Raw genomic sequence first — 18966 nt, forward strand, 5'->3', positions numbered from 1 at the left:
TCACAGCTACAACGACTATCGGTCGCCAATTGCGGAGGAAAGGTTGGCGGCGTGAACCTTAATCGGTGTCCAAGATTACTTGACCAGATCAGTCAGGCGCCCAGTTGCAGAGCGGTGTCCAGGGCACGTTGCTTGATCTGCGCGCCCTGGCCGAACCAGGCCGAGTCCATGCGGTACTCGTTACTGCGGGCGCGGCGCTCGTGATCGACAAACTCGGTCACGGCATTGAGCAGGCCCCATACGGTGCCACGTGCCGAGTCGAGCTGACTGCCCCGACCACGACCCTCGTACAGTTCCTGGACCTTGCGCAGGGCACGCTCGTTGGGCAGAACCTCCGGCAGTGCGCCGGTCGGATTGGTCTCGCACAACACGTTCATAAAGAAGCCCAGCGCTTCATGCCACTGCACTTTGCGTTCGGCCAGCGCACGCATGCGGTACATAAAGTCATCCCATTGCGAGACGGCGATGCCGAGTTGCTTCTTCACTGCATTCGGATCAAAGCGCGTGTTGTGCGGCACCTTGATCGCCCGGCTGGTGCCGTCCAAGGCGATGGTCAGGGTGTTGTTGCAGACTACGCGAACAGTGGTCGGCGTTGCTGTGGTGGCCAGGGTGCCGTCGCAGGAAGTTGCCAACAGCAGGTAGCCATTCACTTGGTCGTTACCCTTGAGCGCTGCACCTTGCCCAGTACGCGCGAGCGCCCAGAACTTGCGTCCACCCTTGAGCACACCGGCTGTTTCCAGCTCGTAGCCAGAGACCTCGGTCAGGTCTCGGTAGAACTCCAAAACTTCCCGAGGCTGCACGGTGTGATACCGATTGGAGACCACCGATAGCGGGGCCTTGGTGTCCGAGCGGAACAGCACCTTCTGTTCGGGGAACGAGTGGATAGCGCCCAGATGGCCGACGGCATCCGACTTGAAATGCACGGGGCTTTCCTGGATTTTCCAGTCCATGCTGGCTTCGCGCTGCCAGACCTCGATGGGTTGTTTCTGGGTAAGCTGATTGCCCAGGCCATGCCACGGGGCTGCTCCAGCGTAGGCCATTGTTTCGACGAAATGAGCCATGGTTGAGATTCCTTTAGGTGCACGCCGGCATAAAGCGCCGCGCATAGCGCAGCACCGGCCGGACGATATGGATAGAAATAGGTCGTACGGCCAGGTCAGGCCGGCAGGTTGAAGCGATGACCGCAGAGCAGGCAGAGGTTGTGGGCCAATACGTGACGGTCGAGCGTATCACCCAGCTGCGCGCCGAGCGCACAACCACCAACCCCACCGGCCAGGCCGCCGAGGATGGCACCAGATACGGAGCCGAGCGTGATGCCGACAGGCCCGGCGATAGAGCCAATAAGCGCACCCGTTTGGCCTCCAGCCAGTGCGGCACTGACACCGCGCGCAGCACCACCCACGGTGCCGATGGCCGCGCCGACTTTCATGGCGTGATGGAAAGAAGCGACTTTGGGGGAATGACAGCGAGGACACTTCAATGACATGGGTAAACCTCCTTGGTGGTGTAGTCAAGGTGGTTATGTAGGGCTGAGATTTTTTTGAATCGAATAGCTGTATCGAACCGTCAAACTTGGAGGCAAGCGAAAGCATCCGATCATTGTCCTTAAGAAACTAAGAGCGATTCAGGGAGCGAATTACTCATCGATTTTGGGCAATTTGTACTACGTGAACTGGTCTGTTTCTAAAATTTCTGATAAATACGAAGGGGCTCTGTCCGCCGTACCCATATTGGAACGCGTTAAGCGGAAACTATCGGCTAGAAAATTGAAGGGAATTAATATTGTGAAGATCGGAGTGCGAGCGTCACCTACTGAAGTCGTTTATTGTGTGTTTGATTCCGAGCGAGACGAAGTAGTGAATATCGGAAAAATATGTATTCCTAAATCACTTGGGGTGCCTGAACAGCTCAAGCATATTCGGCTCAATTTGCTCGATGTGCTTCGGGAGTACGAGATTTCCGAGGCGGGCATCCGAATTCTTGAACCCACGGCGCAGAGTATTTCTATTGAGCGTGTTCAGATTGAGGGTGTTATCCAAGAAGCATTCGCGAGTAGTAATGTAAGAAGTTACTACGTAGGCCAGATCTCAAGTATTGCATCAAGAGTTGGAGTCGAACGAAATCAGTTCAAACCTTTGGTTGATGGTGATGCAAGCTTCGAAGGCTTTGAAAACTGGGGTGACTTGTCTAAAACTGAGCGCGAAGCAACTCTCTGCGCAATGGGGGCTTGATATGTACGGTATTTATAATCGTGCGCAAGTCGAGTTCGAGTACACGAAGGAGATTGGCCAGGATGGTAAAAATTCCAAGGCTTACATCGCGCATGATAAATATTTGGATGCCGAGTTAGTAATTAAAGAAATGGCTCGGGATAAATTTCAGGATAGCGACGCGTTCTTCGCGGAGTCTAGATCTCTGTACAAAGCTGCACATGCGCATGTTGTTCAAATTCAGTACGCCTGCGCGTGTGAAAAAAATATTTACCTAGCACTGCCTTATTATAAGAATGGTTCTTTAAAGGACTTTGCAAAGAACAAGTCCCTTACCGTAAGGGAAGTTGTTAGGTTCTCTATTCAGATTTGCTCTGGTCTGCATAATATCCACTCGAAGGGCTTAATCCATTTTGATATAAAGCCGGACAATATCTTGCTTTCAGATAGGCTGGAGGCCTTAGTTTCCGATTTTGGGCTTGCTAAAGCAATGGGGTTAGACTACACGGCGACCCCCGCTCAAATGTACACCAAACATATGGCACCTGAGTATTTTACAGACGCCGAGTTCACAAGCCAGTATGATATTTATCAGCTGGGGCTGACAATCTATAGACTGATTATCGGTGAAGCTGATTTCAATTCTCAGATTGCAGCTTTTGGTTCTTTTGACGAGTTCAGAAACGCGATTCTGGCTGAAGCTTTTCCACGGCGATTGTCTCTTGAGCACATCCCGTCGCGCCTGAAATCAATAGTGGAAAAATGCCTAAAGGTCGACCGCGCCCAGAGATATCAGTCGGCACTAGATGTCGCGAACGAATTGGCCCAGATAGACGACAACACGCTCGATTGGGTGTATGAGAGTCTCAACGGTGTCCGTCGCTGGCATAAAGTCACGCCAACCCACGAATACCTGCTGGAGGTCGACGGAGCTGGCACGTCCGTCGCTCAAAAGAAGACTACTACAGGTAAATGGTCTAAGGTAAAAGAGTCATGTGGTGGATTGACCACTGCTGCTATCAAGAGGTTTCTGAGGAAATTCTGATGCGTGTTATACGCAATGACAGGAAAACTTATAAAACCCGAGAGTCTCTCTCGTCTCCCCCTCGACCCAAGGATTCCGAGTCAAAGCCGAAGATTGAATTTGAGTTTGAGGTCTATGGTCACTTCGTCAAGCGCCGGATAAAGTCCGATTTGTAATCAACGCCCTGTCGATGACTGATGCCGCTCACTTTAGCCTTGGCTTCAGACTGTCTGAAGCCTCCAGCCAGCCTGGAGGCCACAAAAACGCCGCTTTCCTGTGAAGAGAAGGCGGCGTTTTTCCATAGCTGAGCGACAGTAGCTCGATACCAAGCTTTTCGACTCCTAATGTCGCCCCCTGGTTTTATAGCAGCCTCTACCGGCTGCTGTAAGTCGAAAGCTGTCTATTGTTACCGTATCGAAACGACTTTGCGGTCATGATTCTGATTGAGTGCTGACACCGACAGGTTCCCGCTCGCTGCTTCCTGAATGTGCTCGCTCCACCATGCCATCATCGGGCGCCTGCGTTCGATGTAATCTGCTCGGTTGTAGGCGCTGCGAACCTCGTCCTTGTCGACGTGGGCGAGCGCTACCTCAATCAACTCAGGATCCCAACCGTGCTCGTTGAGGATGGTGCTAGCCATTGAGCGCATCCCATGGCTGACTAAGCGCCCTTCAAAGCCCATACGCTTTAGCGCCATGTTGGCGGTCTGGCTGTTGCAGTGGGTTCGAGGATTACGGTCCGCAGGGAACACGTACTCCCGATGTCCGCTGTAGGGCTTGATTGCTTCAAGCAGGGCTAGAGCCTGGCCTGTTAACGGCACGATGTGTATGCGGCGTTTCTTCATGCGCTCAGCTGGAATCGTCCAGATCTTCTTCTCGATGTCGATGTCAGCCCAGCGGGTGGTAGCTGCCTCTGCTGGTCGGGTCATGGTGTTGAGCTGCCATTCGATTAGGCAGCGAGTTGTCCTTTTTATACTGGCATTGGCGATTGCCACCATGAGCTCTTTCAGCTCATCGGGCGGGAGCGCCGCCATGTTTTTCTTCTTGGGCTTTTTGAAGACGGAACGAATCCCGCTGAGCGGGTTTGCATGAATCAGTCCCGAATTGACCCCATAGGTCATTACCTCGTTGAGTCGCTGTGTCAGCCGTTTAACGGTTTCGAGGCTGCCTTTGGTTTCAAGGGGTCTGAGTAAATTGATGACCTTCGGGGCGGTGACGGCTGAGATCGGTGTGGTGCCGAGGTCTGGGAAAATGTGCAGCGTAAGCGAGCGCCAAATGTCTTCGGCATAAGCTGGGGTGACTGAATCTTTTTTGAGCTCAAACCACGCTGTTGTCACGTTTTCGAAAGTGTGTTCTGTGGCTGCTTTTTTCGCTTGCCGCTCCGCATCGCGCTGCTCTTTCGGGTCCAGCCCCTGAGCGACGAGCTCCCTCGCCTCAACGGTTCGCTTGCGTGCTTGAGCCAAGCTTACTTCGGGAAAGGTACCTAGTCCCATGTTGATCCGTTTTTTGGTCACAGGATGAATGTAGTTGAAATTCCATAGTCTCGAGCCATTGATTCTCACTCGCATCTGAAGGCCATTGCCATCCGTGAGTGTGTAGTCCTTTTCCTTAGGCTTGGCGGCTTTGACTTTCATGTCTGAAAGGCGCGTGGCTTGAGCGCACATGGTGTATTCCAATGCTGTTTATGTATTCCAAAAATTACCAGCTGAGAGCTTGGAATACCACTTGGAATACACGTCTGCATGGATGTCTATGGACGCTGACGGATCCTGATGGCGCTGAAAGCCCCGTATTTACTGGATTTCAGGCACAAAAAAAGACGTCCGTGGACGTCTTTAGATGATGAAATGGTGGAGCCGGGGGGATTTGAACCCCCGTCCGCCAGTACTCCGCTGTCGGTACTACATGCGTAGCCGTTTCTATTAAGTTAACCCTCAGCGACCCGAAGGGCAGGGTGCTTTGGGCGAGTTGTGTAAGTTTTAGCCGCTTCGTCCACAACGTACTGCACGGCGATTCTGTTCTATATGACAATCACTTTGGGTTTACAGACATCCCCTGGTGATTGCTGGACCCGAAGGTACCAGAAGCTCAGGATCTAAGGCTGCTTACGCAGCGATAGCGGTTTCCCAGCTTGGCTTTTCGTCATTGGCAACTATAAGAAGTTGCAACAGTGGATTTACGAGTTCTGTTACCAACTCGGCATGCACCTAAAGTTTCGCGACCGGCGTCGAATCCTAAACGGCCCCGTGCTTGTAACTCGTTGTTTCATAGTGAGTGACAAGCCTGTGCAGTGTACGCCAAACGGTTACGGAAGGCCAACCCGAAGGTTGGCCCTGCGCTTATTGGCCGCCTTTGTCCATGTTCTGCAGGTCTTGCAGGGCCTTGGAGGTGATCTCGATGCACTTCTTGTCATCGCCGGCGGCGTGGGCGGCCTTGGCCTGGGAGACGGCTGTGTCGATTTCGCCACTTTTGCCACTGGAATCGGTGGCGAGCAGCGCTTTACCGTTGTTGATTTTGTCCAGGTTGATCTTGCACAGGTCGGGCTCGCCCGCCGCAAAAACAGGGGAGGCCAACATCGCAGCGGTAATGAACAAGCCAGCAAGAGCGGAACGCTTCATAGGGTATCTCCTTGCGCAAAGGGCTCGACGCTGCTGGCGTTCAAGGGCTGCCAGCGACATCACTGATGAGCCTCGTTTGTCGAGGCCTATGCAGATGACTACGCCGGCGCGCAGGGGTTCTGTTTTTTTGCGGGATTAATGCGCGCGGGCCTGGGTCACGCGATCCACGAGGTACACCAATCCGTGGTAATCGATGCCGCCGTGCTGGCTCAGGCCGATCTCGCAGGTGCGGCTGGTGGAGATGCCTTCGCTGCAGTCTTGCACTGCATCCTTGAGGGAGCGCAGCGAGTGGGCGTTGAGTTCCGGCGTGGTGAAACCTTTGTCGCCGGCAAATCCGCAGCAGTGGATGCCTTCCGGTATTACCACGGTCTTGGCGCAACGGCGGGCCAGGTCGATCAGCGCCTGGCTTTCCCCCAGGTGTTGGGTGCTGCAGGTGACGTGTACGGCGATCGGCGCCTCTTGCGGTGTGAAATCGAGACGGTCCATCAGGTGCGTACGGATGAAGCGTACAGGGTCGTAAAGGTCCAGGCGCGTTTCGCCGAGGTCTTGCACCAGGCGCAGGGTGCAGGGGCTGGTGTCGCAATAGATCGGGTCCAGGCCGCCACGGCTGGCATGGAGCAGGGCACCGATCAGCTCCTGGCGTTTGTGTTCTGCCTGTTCGGCGTAGCCTTTGGACGCGAAAGGCTGGCCGCAGCACAAGCTGTCCTGATCATCGGGAAACACGACTTGGTAACCGGCTTTTTCCAGCAGGCCTTGGGTTTTTTCGTACAGTGACATCTGCTCTTTGTCACCGGCCGCTGGCCCCATGGCGCGTGAGACACAAGCCGCCAGGTAGACCACCCGTGGCCGCTCATCCGTCACGGCCGGGCTGAAGCGAATGGCTTTTTCCGGTTGTGGCATGGCGTTGGTCCACTGTGGGATCTGTCCCTTGGACAGCTTGGTCACGGTAGCTGACAGCTTCGCCAGGCGAGGAGCGCCCAGCAACATGCGTGCGCCATTGGCGACATGTAGGGTAAAGCGCGCACCTTGCAGTGCCGTGGCGAAATGGGTGGCCAGCCATTCGGCGGTTTTCGTACGGCCGGCGTCGCGGCTTCGCAGTTTTTTCACGAGGTCGCCGGTGTTGATTCCTACTGGGCAACGCTGGGCACATAGGCCAGTAGCGGCGCACGTGTCGATGCCCTGATAGTGGTAGGCCGCTTCCAGTTCGGTGGTGTCGACGCCGGCATGTTTTTTTGCCTGTATATCTCGCCAGATCACGATGCGTTGGCGCGGGCTCAACGTCAGGCCTTTCGAGGGGCATACCGGTTCACAGAAACCACACTCAATGCACTTATCCACAAGCTCGTCGGCCGCCGGCAGCGGTTTGAGGTGTTTGAGGTGAATCTGCGGGTCTTCGCTGAGCACCACGTCCGGGTTGAGGATGCCGTTGGGATCGAGCAGGCGTTTAAGTTGCCACATCAGTTGATAGGCATCGCTGCCCCATTCCAGCTCGACGAACGGTGCCATATTGCGGCCGGTGCCGTGCTCGGCTTTCAGTGAGCCGCCGAACTCCACGGCGACCAATTGCGCGACGTCATCCATGAACGCTTGATAGCGTGTGACTTCTTGCGCACTGTTGAAGCCTTGGGTGAACACAAAGTGCAGATTACCTTCCAGGGCATGTCCGAAAAGGATGGCTTCGTCGTAGTGATGTTTGTCGAACAGTTCGATCAAACGGTTCACGCCAATCGCCAGTTGCTCGACCGGGAAGGTGACGTCTTCGATGATTACCGTGGTGCCGGTTTTGCGTACAGCACCTACGGCAGGGAAGGTGTCCTTGCGGATTGTCCACAGGCGAGCGTTTTCCACCGGGTCTTCGGTGAAGTCGACCTGTTTCTCCACTGGGAAACCGGCCAGCGACGCCATGATCAGCGCCAATTGTTCGTGTAGCAACGACGGCGATGCTGCGCGGGATTCAATCAGCAGCGCGCAGGCATTTTCTGATAAGTGCTGTACGAATGCGGGCATGCCCGGCTTGTTCTGCACCGAGCGCATGCTGCGCCGGTCCAGCAGTTCCACGGCCGATACCGGTTGGGTTTTCAGGACGGTGACCGCGTTACAGCAGGTCTCCACGTCTGGAAACACAATCAACGCCGACGCCTTGTTGGGGTGATCGATCACGGTGTCGTAGGTGACTGCGCTGATAAATCCCAGGGTGCCCTCGGAGCCCACCAATAAATGGCTGAGGATGTCCAGCGGATCATCAAAATCTACCAGGGCGTTGAGTGACAGGCCGGTGGTATTTTTCAGGCGGTATTTGTGGCGTATTTTTGCTGCCAATTCGGCGTTTGCCCGCGTCTCACGGCCGAGTGTCGCCAGGCGCTCGAGCAGTGCGCCGTGCTGTTCACGAAACGCCGTAACGCTGGTTGAGTCTTCTGTATCGAGGCGACTGCCATCAGCCAGAACCAGACGAATTCCGGCCAGGGTGTGGTAGGTGTTCTGCGCCGTACCGCAGCACATGCCGCTGGCGTTGTTGGCGACGATTCCGCCGATCTTGCAGGCATTGATCGACGCCGGGTCGGGGCCGATCTTGCGCCCGAATGGCGCCAGCCAGGCGTTAGCCTGTGCGCCGATCACGCCGGGTTGCAGGCGGATCTGCGTACCTTGCCCGCGAATCTCACGGCCGTTCCAATTGTCCCCCAGCACAATCAGCACTGAGTCGCTTATCGCTTGCCCGGAAAGGCTGGTGCCGGCTGCGCGGAACGTCACCGGCACGCGTTCACGCTGGGCCAGTTGCAGCAGCGCAACCACTTCGTCTTCCGACTCCACACGGATCACCAGTTGTGGGACCAATCGGTAAAAGCTGGCGTCGGTGCCGAATGCGAGGGTGGAAAGTGGATCGTCGAAGCGCCGACTTTTTGGGATCAGCTGTGCGACGTCAGCAAGGAAAGCGGCAGGCAGACTCATTGGTCCTCCAGGATCAGCACCCCCTGGGCGCCGTGTTGACACGATTACGCAAAACTGACGCCGAGGTTACCGCCCGGCGTCGGTTTTTACCCTATTGCTTGTGGCTTTAGTGCACCAGCATGCCGGTAAACCAGTAAGCCTGGGCCAGGGTGATCAGCCCGACGATCGTGGCGAAGAATAGGCTGTGCTTGAGGGTGAAGCGGAACAGATCGGATTCTTTGCCCACCAGTCCGGTCGCCGCGCAGGCCACAGCGATCGATTGCGGCGAGATCATTTTGCCGGTCACGCCGCCGCTGGTATTTGCCGCTACCAGCAGCGTGTCGTTGACGCCGATCTGGTGCGCCGTTGTGGCTTGCAGCGAGCTGAACAGGGCGTTGGACGAAGTGTCGGAGCCTGTCAGGAACACTCCCAGCCAGCCGAGGAAAGGCGAGAAGAACGGGAAGGCTGCGCCAGTGCCGGCCAACACCAGCGCCATGGTCGAAGACATGCCGGAGTAATTGGTGACGAAAGCGAATGCCAGCACCATGCCGATGGACAGGATCGGCCAGCGTAGTTCGTAGAAGGTCTCTTTCAAAGTGGTAAGACCAATCTTGGTATTGATCTTCAGTACCAGCATCGAGATCAGTGCGGAGAAGAAAATCGCGGTGCCGGTCGCTGAGATCGGGTCCAGCTTGAATATCGCCGGAATTGCAGTCGGGTTGGTCACGATTGGTGCAACCTTGATCACCATTTGATCCAGGTGCGGGATCGCGAAGTTGAATACCCAGCTGTACATCGAGCCGCCAGCGGCGAACATTGCCTTGAAGGGTTTGAGGGTCCAGATGGTGACCAGCACGGTGAGGATCAGGAAGGGTGACCAAGCCTTGAAGATCTGCCCCAGGCTGTAAGGCGAGACGACCGTGCTGCGTGGCAGACCGAAACCGCCTGCACTGGCGGTAATTGCTACGCCGGATGTGGCGCCGGCAATCTGTGCGCCCGCGGTGCGCTTGGGTTGCCAGACTTTAAGGAACAACGTCAGGGAAATCAGGCTGGCCAGGGCCGAGGTGATATCCGGCAGTTCCGGACCGATGAAGTTGGAAGTGAAGTATTGGGTGATGGCAAAGCTCAGGCCCGCGACCAGCGCAGCCGGCCACGTTTCACGAACGCCACGCAGGCCATCCATCATGAATACCAGCCAGAACGGCACGAACAGCGACAGCAACGGCAGCTGGCGACCCGTCATGGCGCCGATCTTGAAGGCATCGATACCAGTCACTTGCCCTGCAACGATGATTGGAATCCCCAGGGCACCGAAGGCGACGGGCGCGGTGTTGGCAATCAGGCACAGGCCGGCCGCGTACAGTGGGTTGAAACCCAGGCCTACCAGCAGCGCGGCGGTAATCGCCACGGGCGCACCGAAACCGGCAGCACCTTCCAGGAATGCGCCGAAGCAGAAACCGATCAGCAGCACTTGCAGGCGTTGGTCATCGGTGATCGACAGGACGGAGCTGCGGATGATCTCGAATTGGCCGCTCTTAACGGTGAGTTTGTAGAGAAACACCGCCGCGACAATGATCCAGGCAATAGGCCACAGGCCATAGGCAAAACCGTAACCGGCGGCGGCCAGCGCCATATCCACTGGCATGTGAAAGGCAAAGATCGCCACCAGTATCGATAATGCCAGGGTGATGCTGCCGGCCACGTGGCCTTTGAGGCGAAACACGGCCAGGGCCAGGAAGAAGAACACGATCGGAATAACGGCGGCCAATGCGGACAGGCCGAGGCTGCCGAGAGGGCTGTAGAGCTGTTGCCAGGTTTGCATATGGGGTGGCCCCTAATTGTTGTTGGTCAGGCACTTCTTAGTCGATTTGGATAATTGGTAATACCAATTTACAATCGCTGGAGGCTAGGTTAAAAGCCTTCGGGGGGATGTGTCAATTTGCCGCTTGCGAAACTTTGGTCGTAGCTCGGCAGGCGAGGTGGTCTGATCGGGTCAATCGAAGCAGTTCTGATAGGTGCTGGAAGGGCGGCGATAGGCCAGAATAGAGGGCCCGGCGAGTGGTCGGGATGGTGGAGAGCGAGTTATGGGGTTTGATCAGGTGCGTCAGCGCCGTTTGTCTGACGATATTGTCGAGCAGCTTGAGGGGATGATCCTTGAGGGCACGCTGAAGTCGGGTGAGCGCTTGCCGGCGGAGCGCGCTTTGGCTGAGCAGTTTGGCGTGTCGCGTCCGTCATTGCGGGAGGCGATTCAGAAACTGGCGGCTAAGGGCTTGTTGGTGAGTCGTCAGGGCGGAGGCAATTATGTTGCTGAGTCACTGGGCTCGACGTTCAGCGATCCGCTGTTGCACCTGTTGGAAAACAATCCCGAGGCTCAGCGCGATTTGCTGGAGTTTCGCCAGACCCTGGAAGCATCTTGTGCTTATTACGCGGCATTGCGAGCGACTGAGGTCGACCGTGAACGACTGACCGCTGCATTCGACGCGCTGCAGGATTGCTATACCCGTGTTGATGAAGTGAGCCGGGTCGAGGAGGGCGCTGCTGATGCAAGGTTCCACCTGGCTATTGCGGAGGCCAGTCATAACGCGGTGTTGCTGCACACCATCCGTGGCTTGTTCGACCTGCTCAAGCGTAACGTGGTGACCAATATCGGTGGCATGTATCAGCAGCGGACGGAGACCCGCGACATGCTGATCAGCCAGCACCGGGAACTGTACCTGGCGATTATCGAGGGGCGAGCCGAGTTGGCGCGAGAGGTCTCTACACGTCACTTGGAGTACGTACAGGAAGTGTTGGAGGAAGTGCGCCAGGAAGTTCAGCGCGTGGCGCGTGCGGAGCGGCGCAAGGGGATGTAGCCTGGGAAAGTCCCAAGGCTACAACGTTACAAGGATTATTCTTCCTTGCCCTTGTTGCGCACGGCGCGATGCAATTCGCGGTTGGAATCGCGTTCGCGCTCAGTATCTCGCTTATCGTATTCCTTCTTGCCCTTGCCCAGTGCGATCTCACACTTGACCAGATGCTTGCTCCAATACCAGGACAGGCAGATGCAGGCGTAGCCTTTCTGCTGTACGGCTGCGGCGAGTTTTTCCAGTTCGCGGGCATTGAGCAGCAGTTTGCGTGTGCGCACCGGGTCGGCAATTACGTGGGTGCTCGCGGTTGTCAGCGGGGTGATATGGCTGCCGAGCAGCCATGCCTCGCCATCCTTGAGCAATACGTAGCTGTCGACCAGTTGCAACTTGCTGGCACGCAGACTCTTTACTTCCCAGCCGGCCAGGACCAGACCAGCCTCGAACCGATGTTCGATGAAGTAATCGTGTCGCGCTTTTTTATTTTGCGCGATGGTCCCTGTGGGTTGTTTCTTTTGTTTAGCCATAGGGGCGGCATTATAGGGAGTTGCGAGCGTGTCGGCTACGGTCAACCTGCGTGCTTGAGCGTGTTGGTCGAATCCCGGACAATGCGGGAAGTACTTTGGTTATTTTCTCTCGCGGATCGGGCTGTTATTTCGCGATGTTTGCCGCTCAGCTGTGGAAATCACGCACACATGACGACGCATATTCAACGTTCGGCCCTGCTGCCCTATCCGGCGCAGGCGCTCTATGACCTGGTCAACGACGTGGCGCGTTACCCGGAATTCCTGCCTTGGTGTTCAACTGCCGAGGTGCTGGAAAGCAGTGATGACCATATGGTGGCCAGTGTTGGGGTGGCGAAAGGCGGGCTTAGTCAGCACTTTGTTACGCGTAATGTGCTGGTGCCCGGCAAGTCCATTGAAATGAATCTGCAGGAAGGGCCGTTTACCCAGTTGCATGGCGTATGGGTATTCAAGGCGCTGACGGACAAGGCCTGCAAGATCAGTCTGGACCTGTCGTTTGATTACGCCGGGCCGATTGTGCGGGCGACATTGGGGCCGTTGTTCAATCAGGCGACCAATACCCTGGTTGATGCATTCTGCCAGCGAGCCAAGCAACTGCATGGTTGAGATTGAGGTGGTATATGCCGCCGAGGATCGTCAGGTGTTGCTGGCGTTGACGGTGGCTTCGGGAACCAGTTTGCGCGCGGCAGTGCAAGTGTCAGGAATGGCTGCGCAGTTTCCTGAGCTGGATCTGGTTGAATGTCTTTTAGGGGTATTCGGTAAGGTTGCCACGGATGCTGACGTGCGCCCCGTGCAATCGGGCGATCGCATTGAGATCTATCGGCCATTGCTGGTCGACCCTAAAGAAGTGCGCAGGCTGCGAGCAGCCAAAGCCAAGGCGGCGCTGGGCAAACTGTAGAATCCATCAGTTGGTTAAACGGCAGGTAACAAAAAGCCCGGCATGCCGGGCTTTTTGTGGGTGCCGCAATATTACTGCGGGCTGGTGTCCAGAGGTTGAGGCGTCGGGACTGGAACGGTTTCCACACCGTCGACGTCTTTCTGGATCTTGTCGAGCAAGGAGCCTGGTTTAGCCGGTACTTCGGACTTCGGCTTCTCGCTTTCCTGCGCTGGCGCAGTCACGTTAGCGCCATTGCCGTTGCCCAGCAGTGCTTCATCGCGGCTTACGCCTGGCATGAAGTCACCGGACAGGCTGACGAGCTGGTCATTGCCATTAAAAATGACGCTGACACGCTCCTGTTGGCGTTCACCGCCACCAGGCTGCAGGCTGTAGAGATAATCCCAGCGATCGGCGTGGAAAGTGTCGGTCAGCAGGGGGTTGCCCATAATAAACCGTACTTGCCGTCGGGTCATTCCCGGGCGTAACTGGTCTATCATGTCCTGCGTGACGACATTGCCCTGCTGGATGTCGATTTTGTAAACCCCGGGGAATGAACAACCGGCGAGTGCGAGCAGTCCCACAAAGGTGAAACTGGTTAGCAAGAGCTTGGTGTTTTGCATCGGTGGGCGACTTCCACTATCTTGGCTGGGACAACGTAAACGCCGATCATACCCGTATTAAGAGAAGCTGCGAAGCAGCATCCGCGAGAAAGCTAACCATGGTTGAAAATAGCGAACTACGCAAAGCCGGTCTTAAAGTGACTCTGCCACGAGTCAAGATTCTACAAATGCTCGATTCTGCTGAGCAGCGTCACATGAGTGCCGAGGATGTTTACAAGGCGCTGATGGAGTCTAACGAGGACGTCGGCCTGGCCACGGTTTACCGTGTACTGACCCAGTTTGAAGCCGCAGGGCTGGTGGTTCGTCATAATTTCGACGGCGGTCATGCAGTGTTCGAATTGGCTGACGGTGGTCATCACGATCACATGGTTGACCTGGATACCAATGAGGTTATCGAGTTCACCAGCCCGGCAATCGAAAAGCTCCAGCATGAGATTGCTGAGGAGCATGGATTCGATTTGGTCGACCACAATCTTGTGTTGTACATCCGTAAGAAAAAGTAAAAACGACGCAGAATTGCTCTGCGAAACGATCGAAGGCGACCCTAGGGTCGCCTTCGTGCTTTCTATAATAAGGAAAAGTTCGGCTCAAGCCTTGGTGGCTACTACCATTTTCTTCGCGTGTGCCAAAGACTCTTTGGTCAAGTCGATACCGCCTAGCATCCGCGCCACTTCTTCCACGCGTTCCGACTTGTTCAGTTTGGATACGGCTGTATGTGTCGCATCACTGCCTCTGACCTTGTGTACAAACAAATGTTGATGCCCTTGGGCCGCCACTTGCGGCAAGTGCGTGACGGTCAGCACCTGGCCCCGCTCTCCCAGGCGGCGCAGTAACTGACCAACAATTTCTGCGGTGGGCCCGCCGATACCTACGTCCACTTCGTCGAACACCAGTGTCGGTACCCGGGAGGTTTGCGCGGTAATCACTTGGATCGCCAAGCTGATTCGTGACAGCTCACCACCCGACGCCACTTTTGCCAGTGCCTTGAGCGGTTGCCCTGGATTGGCGCTGACCAGTAGCTCTACCTGCTCCAGGCCGTGGGGTTGCAGCTCATTGCTGGTGTTGGTACGCAACTCGATGGTGAAGCGTCCGCCCGGCATGCCCAGGCGCTGAATTTCCTGCTCAACGGCGCCAGCCAGGCTGGTGGCTGCCTGTTGGCGCAGGTCACTCAGTTCGCGGGCCTTCTCCTGATAGTGGCGGGCAAAAGCGCCTAGCTCTTCGCCGAGTCGCTCAATGGATTCGTCATTCGCGTTCAGGGTCTCGATTTCATCCAGCAGCTTCTGCTGCATTGTTGCCACTTCGGTGGGCTGGATTCGATGTTTGCGTGCCAAGGTATAGATGGTGTCGAGGCGCTCTTCTATTTCCTGCAGCCGCGCCGGGTCGGCATCGAAATGATCCAGAAAGCGGTTGAGTTCACCTACTGCTTCTTCTACCTGGATTTGCGCACTGGTCAGCAGCGTGGTGGCTTCACTCAGTGAGCCTGAGGCGCTGTTAACGCTGGACAGTCGGTTGAGGCTGGCCGTGAGCGCATTGAGCACATTGCCGGAATCGCTCTCGCTGCATTGCTCCACCACTTGGCGGCAGATACCCAGCAGGGTTTCGGCGTTGGTGAGGTTCTTGTGTTCCTGTTCCAGTTGTTCCAGCTCGTTTTCGCCAAGCCCCAGGCTTTCCAGCTCTTCAAGCTGATAGCTGAGCAATTGATGGCGAGCGCGTTGCTCATCACCGGAGTTGGAAAGTCGCTCCAGCTCCTGTCGGGTCTGGCGCCAGCGCTGGGCGGCAAGTTGTACTTGCCGGGCAAGGTCGGTGGCGCCAGCGTATTCGTCGAGCAGGCGGCGAGGGGTGTCGGTTTTGAGCAGGGACTGGTGTTCATGCTGGCTATGGATGTCGATCAGCAGTTCACCCAGGGCCTTCAGGTCGCCTAAGGGGCAGGGCGTGCCGTTGATATAGCCGCGCGAGCGACCCTCGGTGGTGATGACTCGGCGCAGGATGCACGGGCCGTCATTATTAAGGTCGCGCTCGGCCAGCCAGGCTTCGGCTTCGGGGATGTCCGCGAGGTCGAAAGTGGCCAGAATATCGGCCTTGTCCGCACCGGGGCGCACCACGCCACTGTCGGCGCGGTCGCCCAGGGTCAGGCCCAGCGCGTCGAGCATGATCGACTTGCCGGCGCCGGTTTCGCCTGTGATTACGCTCATCCCGCGATCCAGTTCGAGATCCAGATGTTCAACGATGGCGTAGTTATGTACAGACAGGTGCACGAGCATGACGGCCGCTCCCAGGCTTTAGGTCTGGTTATTTATACAGTGTTTTGATCTGGGCTGACAATCCCGATGCTTAGCTCAAATTGCTTGGTTACCCAGGTTTTTTAGTGCAAAGGAGCATGTCGGTATGGAAACTGATCTGGGGCAGTCGAAAGACTTTTGGTAACCCTTGCGCCCTTGAACCTTGAAATTGTGGCCCCATATACCGGAACAGAAGCGCGAGTTGAGCTCGCGCATGATTTTGAAAGGAGAAATCTATGGCTGACGAACAGACGCAGGATACGCAAACTCCAGACGCCAATTCGGCTGTCGGTGATGAACTGGCAACTCGTGTGCAAGTGCTCGAAGAGCAGTTGGCCGCTGCGCAGGATCAGTCTTTGCGTGTTGCCGCCGATCTGCAGAACGTCCGCCGCCGTGCCGAGCAGGATGTAGAAAAAGCTCACAAGTTCGGGCTGGAGAAATTCGCCGGTGACCTGCTGCCAATCATTGACAGTCTGGAGCGCGGCCTTGAGTTGTCCAACCCGGATGATGAAAACATCCGTCCGATGCGCGAAGGGATCGAACTGACCCTGAAAATGTTTCAGGACACCCTGAAGCGTTATCAGCTCGAAGCCATTGATCCGCAAGGCGGCGAACCGTTTAGCGCTGAGCATCATCAGGCCATGGCCATGCAAGAAAGCCATGATCTTGAGCCCAATAGTGTGTTGAAAGTGTTCCAGAAGGGCTACCAGCTCAATGGTCGCCTGCTGCGCCCGGCAATGGTGGTGGTGAGCAAGGCTCCTGCACCCGTTGCACCTTCTATTGATGAGCAGGCTTGAAATTCGCCGCAAGGCCCCCATCTATAAGTCAAGCGTTTAAGTGCTACCGCAGTTAGCCACCACTGCTGCGGCAACCCAATTCAAGTTTCGGGAGAGTAAATCATGGGCAAAATTATCGGTATTGACCTGGGGACCACCAACTCCTGCGTCTCCGTGCTGGAAAACGGCGTTGCAAAAGTAATCGAAAACGCCGAAGGCGCGCGTACCACGCCGTCGATCATCGCTTACGCCAACGATGGTGAAATCCTCGTTGGTCAGTCGGCCAAGCGTCAGGCTGTGACCAATCCGCATAACACCCTGTACGCGGTGAAGCGCCTGATCGGTCGTAAGTTCGACGAAGAAGTCGTACAGAAAGACATCAAGATGGTCCCTTACAAAATCGCCAAGGCTGACAACGGTGACGCCTGGGTTGAAGTAAATGGCCAGAAAATGTCGCCACCGCAAATCTCGGCTGAAATCTTGAAAAAGATGAAGAAGACTGCCGAAGATTACCTGGGTGAGACAGTGACTGAAGCGGTGATCACCGTTCCGGCCTACTTCAACGACAGCCAGCGCCAGGCGACCAAAGACGCCGGCCGCATCGCGGGCCTGGACGTAAAACGTATCATCAACGAACCGACCGCAGCTGCTCTGGCTTACGGTATGGACAAGGCTAAAGGCGATCACACCGTGATCGTTTATGACCTGGGTGGCGGTACGTTTGACGTTTCCGTGATCGAGATTGCCGAAGTAGACGGCGAGCACCAGTTCGAAGTGTTGGCCACTAACGGCGACACCTTCCTGGGTGGTGAAGACTTTGACATTCGTCTTATCGACTACCTCGTTGACGAATTCAAGAAAGAAAGCGGCATGAACCTCAAGGGTGATCCGCTGGCGATGCAGCGCCTGAAAGAAGCCGCTGAAAAAGCCAAGATCGAGCTGTCTTCTGCTCAGTCGACTGACGTTAACCTGCCGTACATCACTGCAGACGCTACCGGTCCTAAGCACTTGAACGTGAAGATCTCTCGCGCCAAGTTGGAAGCGCTGGTTGAAGACCTGGTTCAGCGCACTATCGAGCCTTGCCGCATTGCATTGAAAGACTCCGGGATCGATGTTGGTGCGATCAACGACGTGATCCTGGTAGGCGGTCAGACCCGTATGCCGCTGGTTCAGAAGTTGGTCACCGAGTTCTTCGGTAAAGAAGCACGTAAAGACGTGAACCCGGACGAAGCTGTTGCCATGGGTGCTGCCATCCAGGGTGCGGTATTGGCCGGTGACGTGAAAGACGTGTTGCTGCTGGACGTAAGCCCGCTGACCCTGGGTATCGAAACCATGGGTGGCGTGATGACTGCGCTGATCGAGAAAAACACCACGATTCCTACCAAGAAATCCCAAGTGTTCTCGACTGCTGATGACAACCAGGGCGCTGTAACTATTCACGTGCTGCAAGGTGAGCGCAAACAGGCTGCTCAGAACAAGTCCCTGGGCAAGTTCGACCTGGCTGAGATTCCGCCAGCGCCACGTGGCGTGCCACAAATTGAAGTGACCTTCGACATCGACGCCAACGGCATTCTGCACGTAGGTGCGAAAGACAAGGCTACCGGTAAAGAGCAGAAGATCACCATCAAGGCCAACTCTGGTCTGTCTGATGAAGAAATTCAACAGATGATTCGTGATGCTGAAACCAATGCTGAAGCTGACAAGAAGTTCGAAGAGTTGGCAGGTGCCCGTAACCAGGGCGACGCACTGGTTCACTCGACGCGCAAAATGATCGCTGATGCTGGCGAGAAAGTGACCGCTGAAGAGAAGGCTGCAATCGAAGCTGCTGTGGTTGCCCTCGAAGCCGCTGTTAAGGGCGACGACAAGGCTGCTATTGAAGCCAAGGTTGAAGAGCTGTCGAAAGTCTCCGCGCCAGTGGCTCAAAAAATGTACGCCGAACAGGCTCAGCCAGCTGACGGTGCTGCTCAAAAGGCAGAGCCTGAAGCTAAAGACGATGTTGTCGATGCCGAGTTCGAAGAAGTTACAGACAAGAAGTAAGTTGGTCGCCCGGTTGACCGCTATCAAGCGGTGACTGGTAGGATGTCGCCGCGCGGGAGCTTGCTCCCGCGTTGGCGTGTCTGGGGTATGCGAATTTTTACAGCATGCGACAGCGTTCGGATGTTGGCGGTGTGATCGGGGATGCTCCTGCTTTCCGAGCAATAAATACCGCGTTTTTGGCCGGGTCCCTGGCTAAAAAGTAGTAATGACCAGGATCGTTGAATTGACGTGAGT

At 56.0% G+C, this 18966-nt stretch carries 17 protein-coding genes and 1 other RNA gene; 8 read left to right on the forward strand and 10 right to left on the reverse strand.

Annotated features, from left to right (window positions below; genetic code table 11):
* Positions 1 to 92 precede the first annotated feature (92 nt).
* Both J1G35_RS20955 and J1G35_RS20960 read right to left on the reverse strand, forming a co-directional pair.
* Positions 93 to 1061 (reverse strand): DUF932 domain-containing protein, encoded by a 969-nt coding sequence (locus J1G35_RS20955; protein WP_223015918.1) that lies wholly within the window; start codon positions 1059 to 1061, stop codon positions 93 to 95.
* A 95-nt stretch (positions 1062 to 1156) separates the two neighbouring features.
* Complete coding sequence (locus J1G35_RS20960; RefSeq protein ID WP_262417362.1) at positions 1157 to 1486, reverse strand: hypothetical protein; 330 nt, start codon at positions 1484 to 1486, stop codon at positions 1157 to 1159.
* 181 nt (positions 1487 to 1667) lie between these two features.
* Between J1G35_RS20960 and J1G35_RS20965 the strand changes: the two genes are divergently transcribed.
* Both J1G35_RS20965 and J1G35_RS20970 read left to right on the forward strand, forming a co-directional pair.
* The gene (locus tag J1G35_RS20965; RefSeq protein ID WP_223015919.1) at positions 1668 to 2231 is read left to right on the forward strand and encodes a hypothetical protein; all 564 of its coding nucleotides are present in this window, start codon (positions 1668 to 1670) and stop codon (positions 2229 to 2231) included.
* Positions 2149 to 3255 (forward strand): serine/threonine-protein kinase, encoded by a 1107-nt coding sequence (locus J1G35_RS20970; protein WP_223015920.1) that lies wholly within the window; start codon positions 2149 to 2151, stop codon positions 3253 to 3255. Before J1G35_RS20965 ends, J1G35_RS20970 begins: the two co-directional genes overlap by 83 nt.
* Positions 3256 to 3640: 385 nt before the next feature.
* Here J1G35_RS20970 and J1G35_RS20975 read toward each other — a convergent pair whose 3' ends face one another.
* The 5 genes from J1G35_RS20975 to J1G35_RS20995 form a co-directional block, all read right to left on the reverse strand.
* Complete coding sequence (locus J1G35_RS20975; RefSeq protein ID WP_223015921.1) at positions 3641 to 4897, reverse strand: integrase domain-containing protein; 1257 nt, start codon at positions 4895 to 4897, stop codon at positions 3641 to 3643.
* Between the two features lie 184 nt (positions 4898 to 5081).
* Positions 5082 to 5479, reverse strand: a transfer-messenger RNA (tmRNA) gene (ssrA, locus tag J1G35_RS20980).
* A gap of 93 nt (positions 5480 to 5572) precedes the next feature.
* Positions 5573 to 5851, reverse strand: a complete 279-nt coding sequence (locus J1G35_RS20985; RefSeq protein WP_053137848.1) for a hypothetical protein — start codon at positions 5849 to 5851, stop codon at positions 5573 to 5575.
* Between the two features lie 135 nt (positions 5852 to 5986).
* Positions 5987 to 8797 carry an FAD-binding and (Fe-S)-binding domain-containing protein gene (locus J1G35_RS20990; protein WP_223015922.1) on the reverse strand — a complete coding sequence of 937 codons (2811 nt, stop codon included), beginning with the start codon at positions 8795 to 8797 and terminating at the stop codon, positions 5987 to 5989.
* Between the two features lie 106 nt (positions 8798 to 8903).
* Positions 8904 to 10598: a lactate permease LctP family transporter gene (locus J1G35_RS20995; RefSeq protein WP_223015923.1), complete on the reverse strand. Its 1695-nt coding sequence runs from the start codon at positions 10596 to 10598 to the stop codon at positions 8904 to 8906.
* Between the two features lie 262 nt (positions 10599 to 10860).
* Here J1G35_RS20995 and J1G35_RS21000 point away from each other — a divergent pair, with 262 nt between their 5' ends.
* Positions 10861 to 11628: an FCD domain-containing protein gene (locus J1G35_RS21000; RefSeq protein ID WP_053137839.1), complete on the forward strand. Its 768-nt coding sequence runs from the start codon at positions 10861 to 10863 to the stop codon at positions 11626 to 11628.
* A gap of 35 nt (positions 11629 to 11663) precedes the next feature.
* On the opposite strand, the gene smpB is transcribed toward J1G35_RS21000, so the two are convergent.
* Complete coding sequence (gene smpB, locus J1G35_RS21005; RefSeq protein ID WP_223015924.1) at positions 11664 to 12146, reverse strand: SsrA-binding protein SmpB; 483 nt, start codon at positions 12144 to 12146, stop codon at positions 11664 to 11666.
* Between the two features lie 168 nt (positions 12147 to 12314).
* Here smpB and J1G35_RS21010 point away from each other — a divergent pair, with 168 nt between their 5' ends.
* A complete protein-coding gene (locus J1G35_RS21010) occupies positions 12315 to 12749 on the forward strand; it encodes a type II toxin-antitoxin system RatA family toxin (RefSeq protein ID WP_053137836.1) in 435 nt (144 codons plus the stop codon).
* Positions 12742 to 13041: an RnfH family protein gene (locus tag J1G35_RS21015; protein WP_053137833.1), complete on the forward strand. Its 300-nt coding sequence runs from the start codon at positions 12742 to 12744 to the stop codon at positions 13039 to 13041. The genes J1G35_RS21010 and J1G35_RS21015 overlap by 8 nt, the downstream gene beginning before the upstream one ends.
* Before the next feature lie 71 nt (positions 13042 to 13112).
* On the opposite strand, the gene J1G35_RS21020 is transcribed toward J1G35_RS21015, so the two are convergent.
* Positions 13113 to 13640, reverse strand: a complete 528-nt coding sequence (locus J1G35_RS21020) for an outer membrane protein assembly factor BamE (protein WP_053137830.1) — start codon at positions 13638 to 13640, stop codon at positions 13113 to 13115.
* A 98-nt stretch (positions 13641 to 13738) separates the two neighbouring features.
* Here J1G35_RS21020 and fur point away from each other — a divergent pair, with 98 nt between their 5' ends.
* On the forward strand, positions 13739 to 14143 hold the full coding sequence (gene fur / locus J1G35_RS21025; RefSeq protein ID WP_010562662.1) for a ferric iron uptake transcriptional regulator: 405 nt from the start codon (positions 13739 to 13741) through the stop codon (positions 14141 to 14143).
* Between the two features lie 84 nt (positions 14144 to 14227).
* On the opposite strand, the gene recN is transcribed toward fur, so the two are convergent.
* Entirely contained in the window at positions 14228 to 15901 is a 1674-nt protein-coding gene (gene recN, locus J1G35_RS21030; protein WP_223015925.1) for a DNA repair protein RecN, read from the reverse strand.
* Between the two features lie 254 nt (positions 15902 to 16155).
* Here recN and grpE point away from each other — a divergent pair, with 254 nt between their 5' ends.
* Positions 16156 to 16716, forward strand: coding sequence for a nucleotide exchange factor GrpE (grpE, locus tag J1G35_RS21035; protein ID WP_053137824.1), 561 nt, complete (start codon positions 16156 to 16158; stop codon positions 16714 to 16716).
* Positions 16717 to 16818: 102 nt separating this feature from the next.
* A complete protein-coding gene (gene dnaK / locus J1G35_RS21040) occupies positions 16819 to 18732 on the forward strand; it encodes a molecular chaperone DnaK (RefSeq protein ID WP_053137821.1) in 1914 nt (637 codons plus the stop codon).
* Positions 18733 to 18966 lie beyond the last annotated feature (234 nt).

This window comes from Pseudomonas sp. SH10-3B, assembly GCF_019891415.1.
GTDB lineage: Bacteria > Pseudomonadota > Gammaproteobacteria > Pseudomonadales > Pseudomonadaceae > Aquipseudomonas.

Coding starts and splice junctions, on each gene's coding strand:
- J1G35_RS20955 (WP_223015918.1), bottom strand. CDS start 1,061: ATGGCTCATTTCGTCGAAACAATGGCCTACGCTGGAGCAGCCCCGTGG.
- J1G35_RS20960 (WP_262417362.1), bottom strand. CDS start 1,486: ATGTCATTGAAGTGTCCTCGCTGTCATTCCCCCAAAGTCGCTTCTTTC.
- J1G35_RS20970 (WP_223015920.1), top strand. CDS start 2,149: ATGCAAGCTTCGAAGGCTTTGAAAACTGGGGTGACTTGTCTAAAACTG.
- J1G35_RS20975 (WP_223015921.1), bottom strand. CDS start 4,897: ATGTGCGCTCAAGCCACGCGCCTTTCAGACATGAAAGTCAAAGCCGCC.
- J1G35_RS20985 (WP_053137848.1), bottom strand. CDS start 5,851: ATGAAGCGTTCCGCTCTTGCTGGCTTGTTCATTACCGCTGCGATGTTG.
- J1G35_RS20990 (WP_223015922.1), bottom strand. CDS start 8,797: ATGAGTCTGCCTGCCGCTTTCCTTGCTGACGTCGCACAGCTGATCCCA.
- J1G35_RS20995 (WP_223015923.1), bottom strand. CDS start 10,598: ATGCAAACCTGGCAACAGCTCTACAGCCCTCTCGGCAGCCTCGGCCTG.
- J1G35_RS21000 (WP_053137839.1), top strand. CDS start 10,861: ATGGGGTTTGATCAGGTGCGTCAGCGCCGTTTGTCTGACGATATTGTC.
- smpB (WP_223015924.1), bottom strand. CDS start 12,146: ATGGCTAAACAAAAGAAACAACCCACAGGGACCATCGCGCAAAATAAA.
- J1G35_RS21010 (WP_053137836.1), top strand. CDS start 12,315: ATGACGACGCATATTCAACGTTCGGCCCTGCTGCCCTATCCGGCGCAG.
- J1G35_RS21015 (WP_053137833.1), top strand. CDS start 12,742: ATGGTTGAGATTGAGGTGGTATATGCCGCCGAGGATCGTCAGGTGTTG.
- J1G35_RS21020 (WP_053137830.1), bottom strand. CDS start 13,640: ATGCAAAACACCAAGCTCTTGCTAACCAGTTTCACCTTTGTGGGACTG.
- fur (WP_010562662.1), top strand. CDS start 13,739: ATGGTTGAAAATAGCGAACTACGCAAAGCCGGTCTTAAAGTGACTCTG.
- recN (WP_223015925.1), bottom strand. CDS start 15,901: ATGCTCGTGCACCTGTCTGTACATAACTACGCCATCGTTGAACATCTG.
- grpE (WP_053137824.1), top strand. CDS start 16,156: ATGGCTGACGAACAGACGCAGGATACGCAAACTCCAGACGCCAATTCG.
- dnaK (WP_053137821.1), top strand. CDS start 16,819: ATGGGCAAAATTATCGGTATTGACCTGGGGACCACCAACTCCTGCGTC.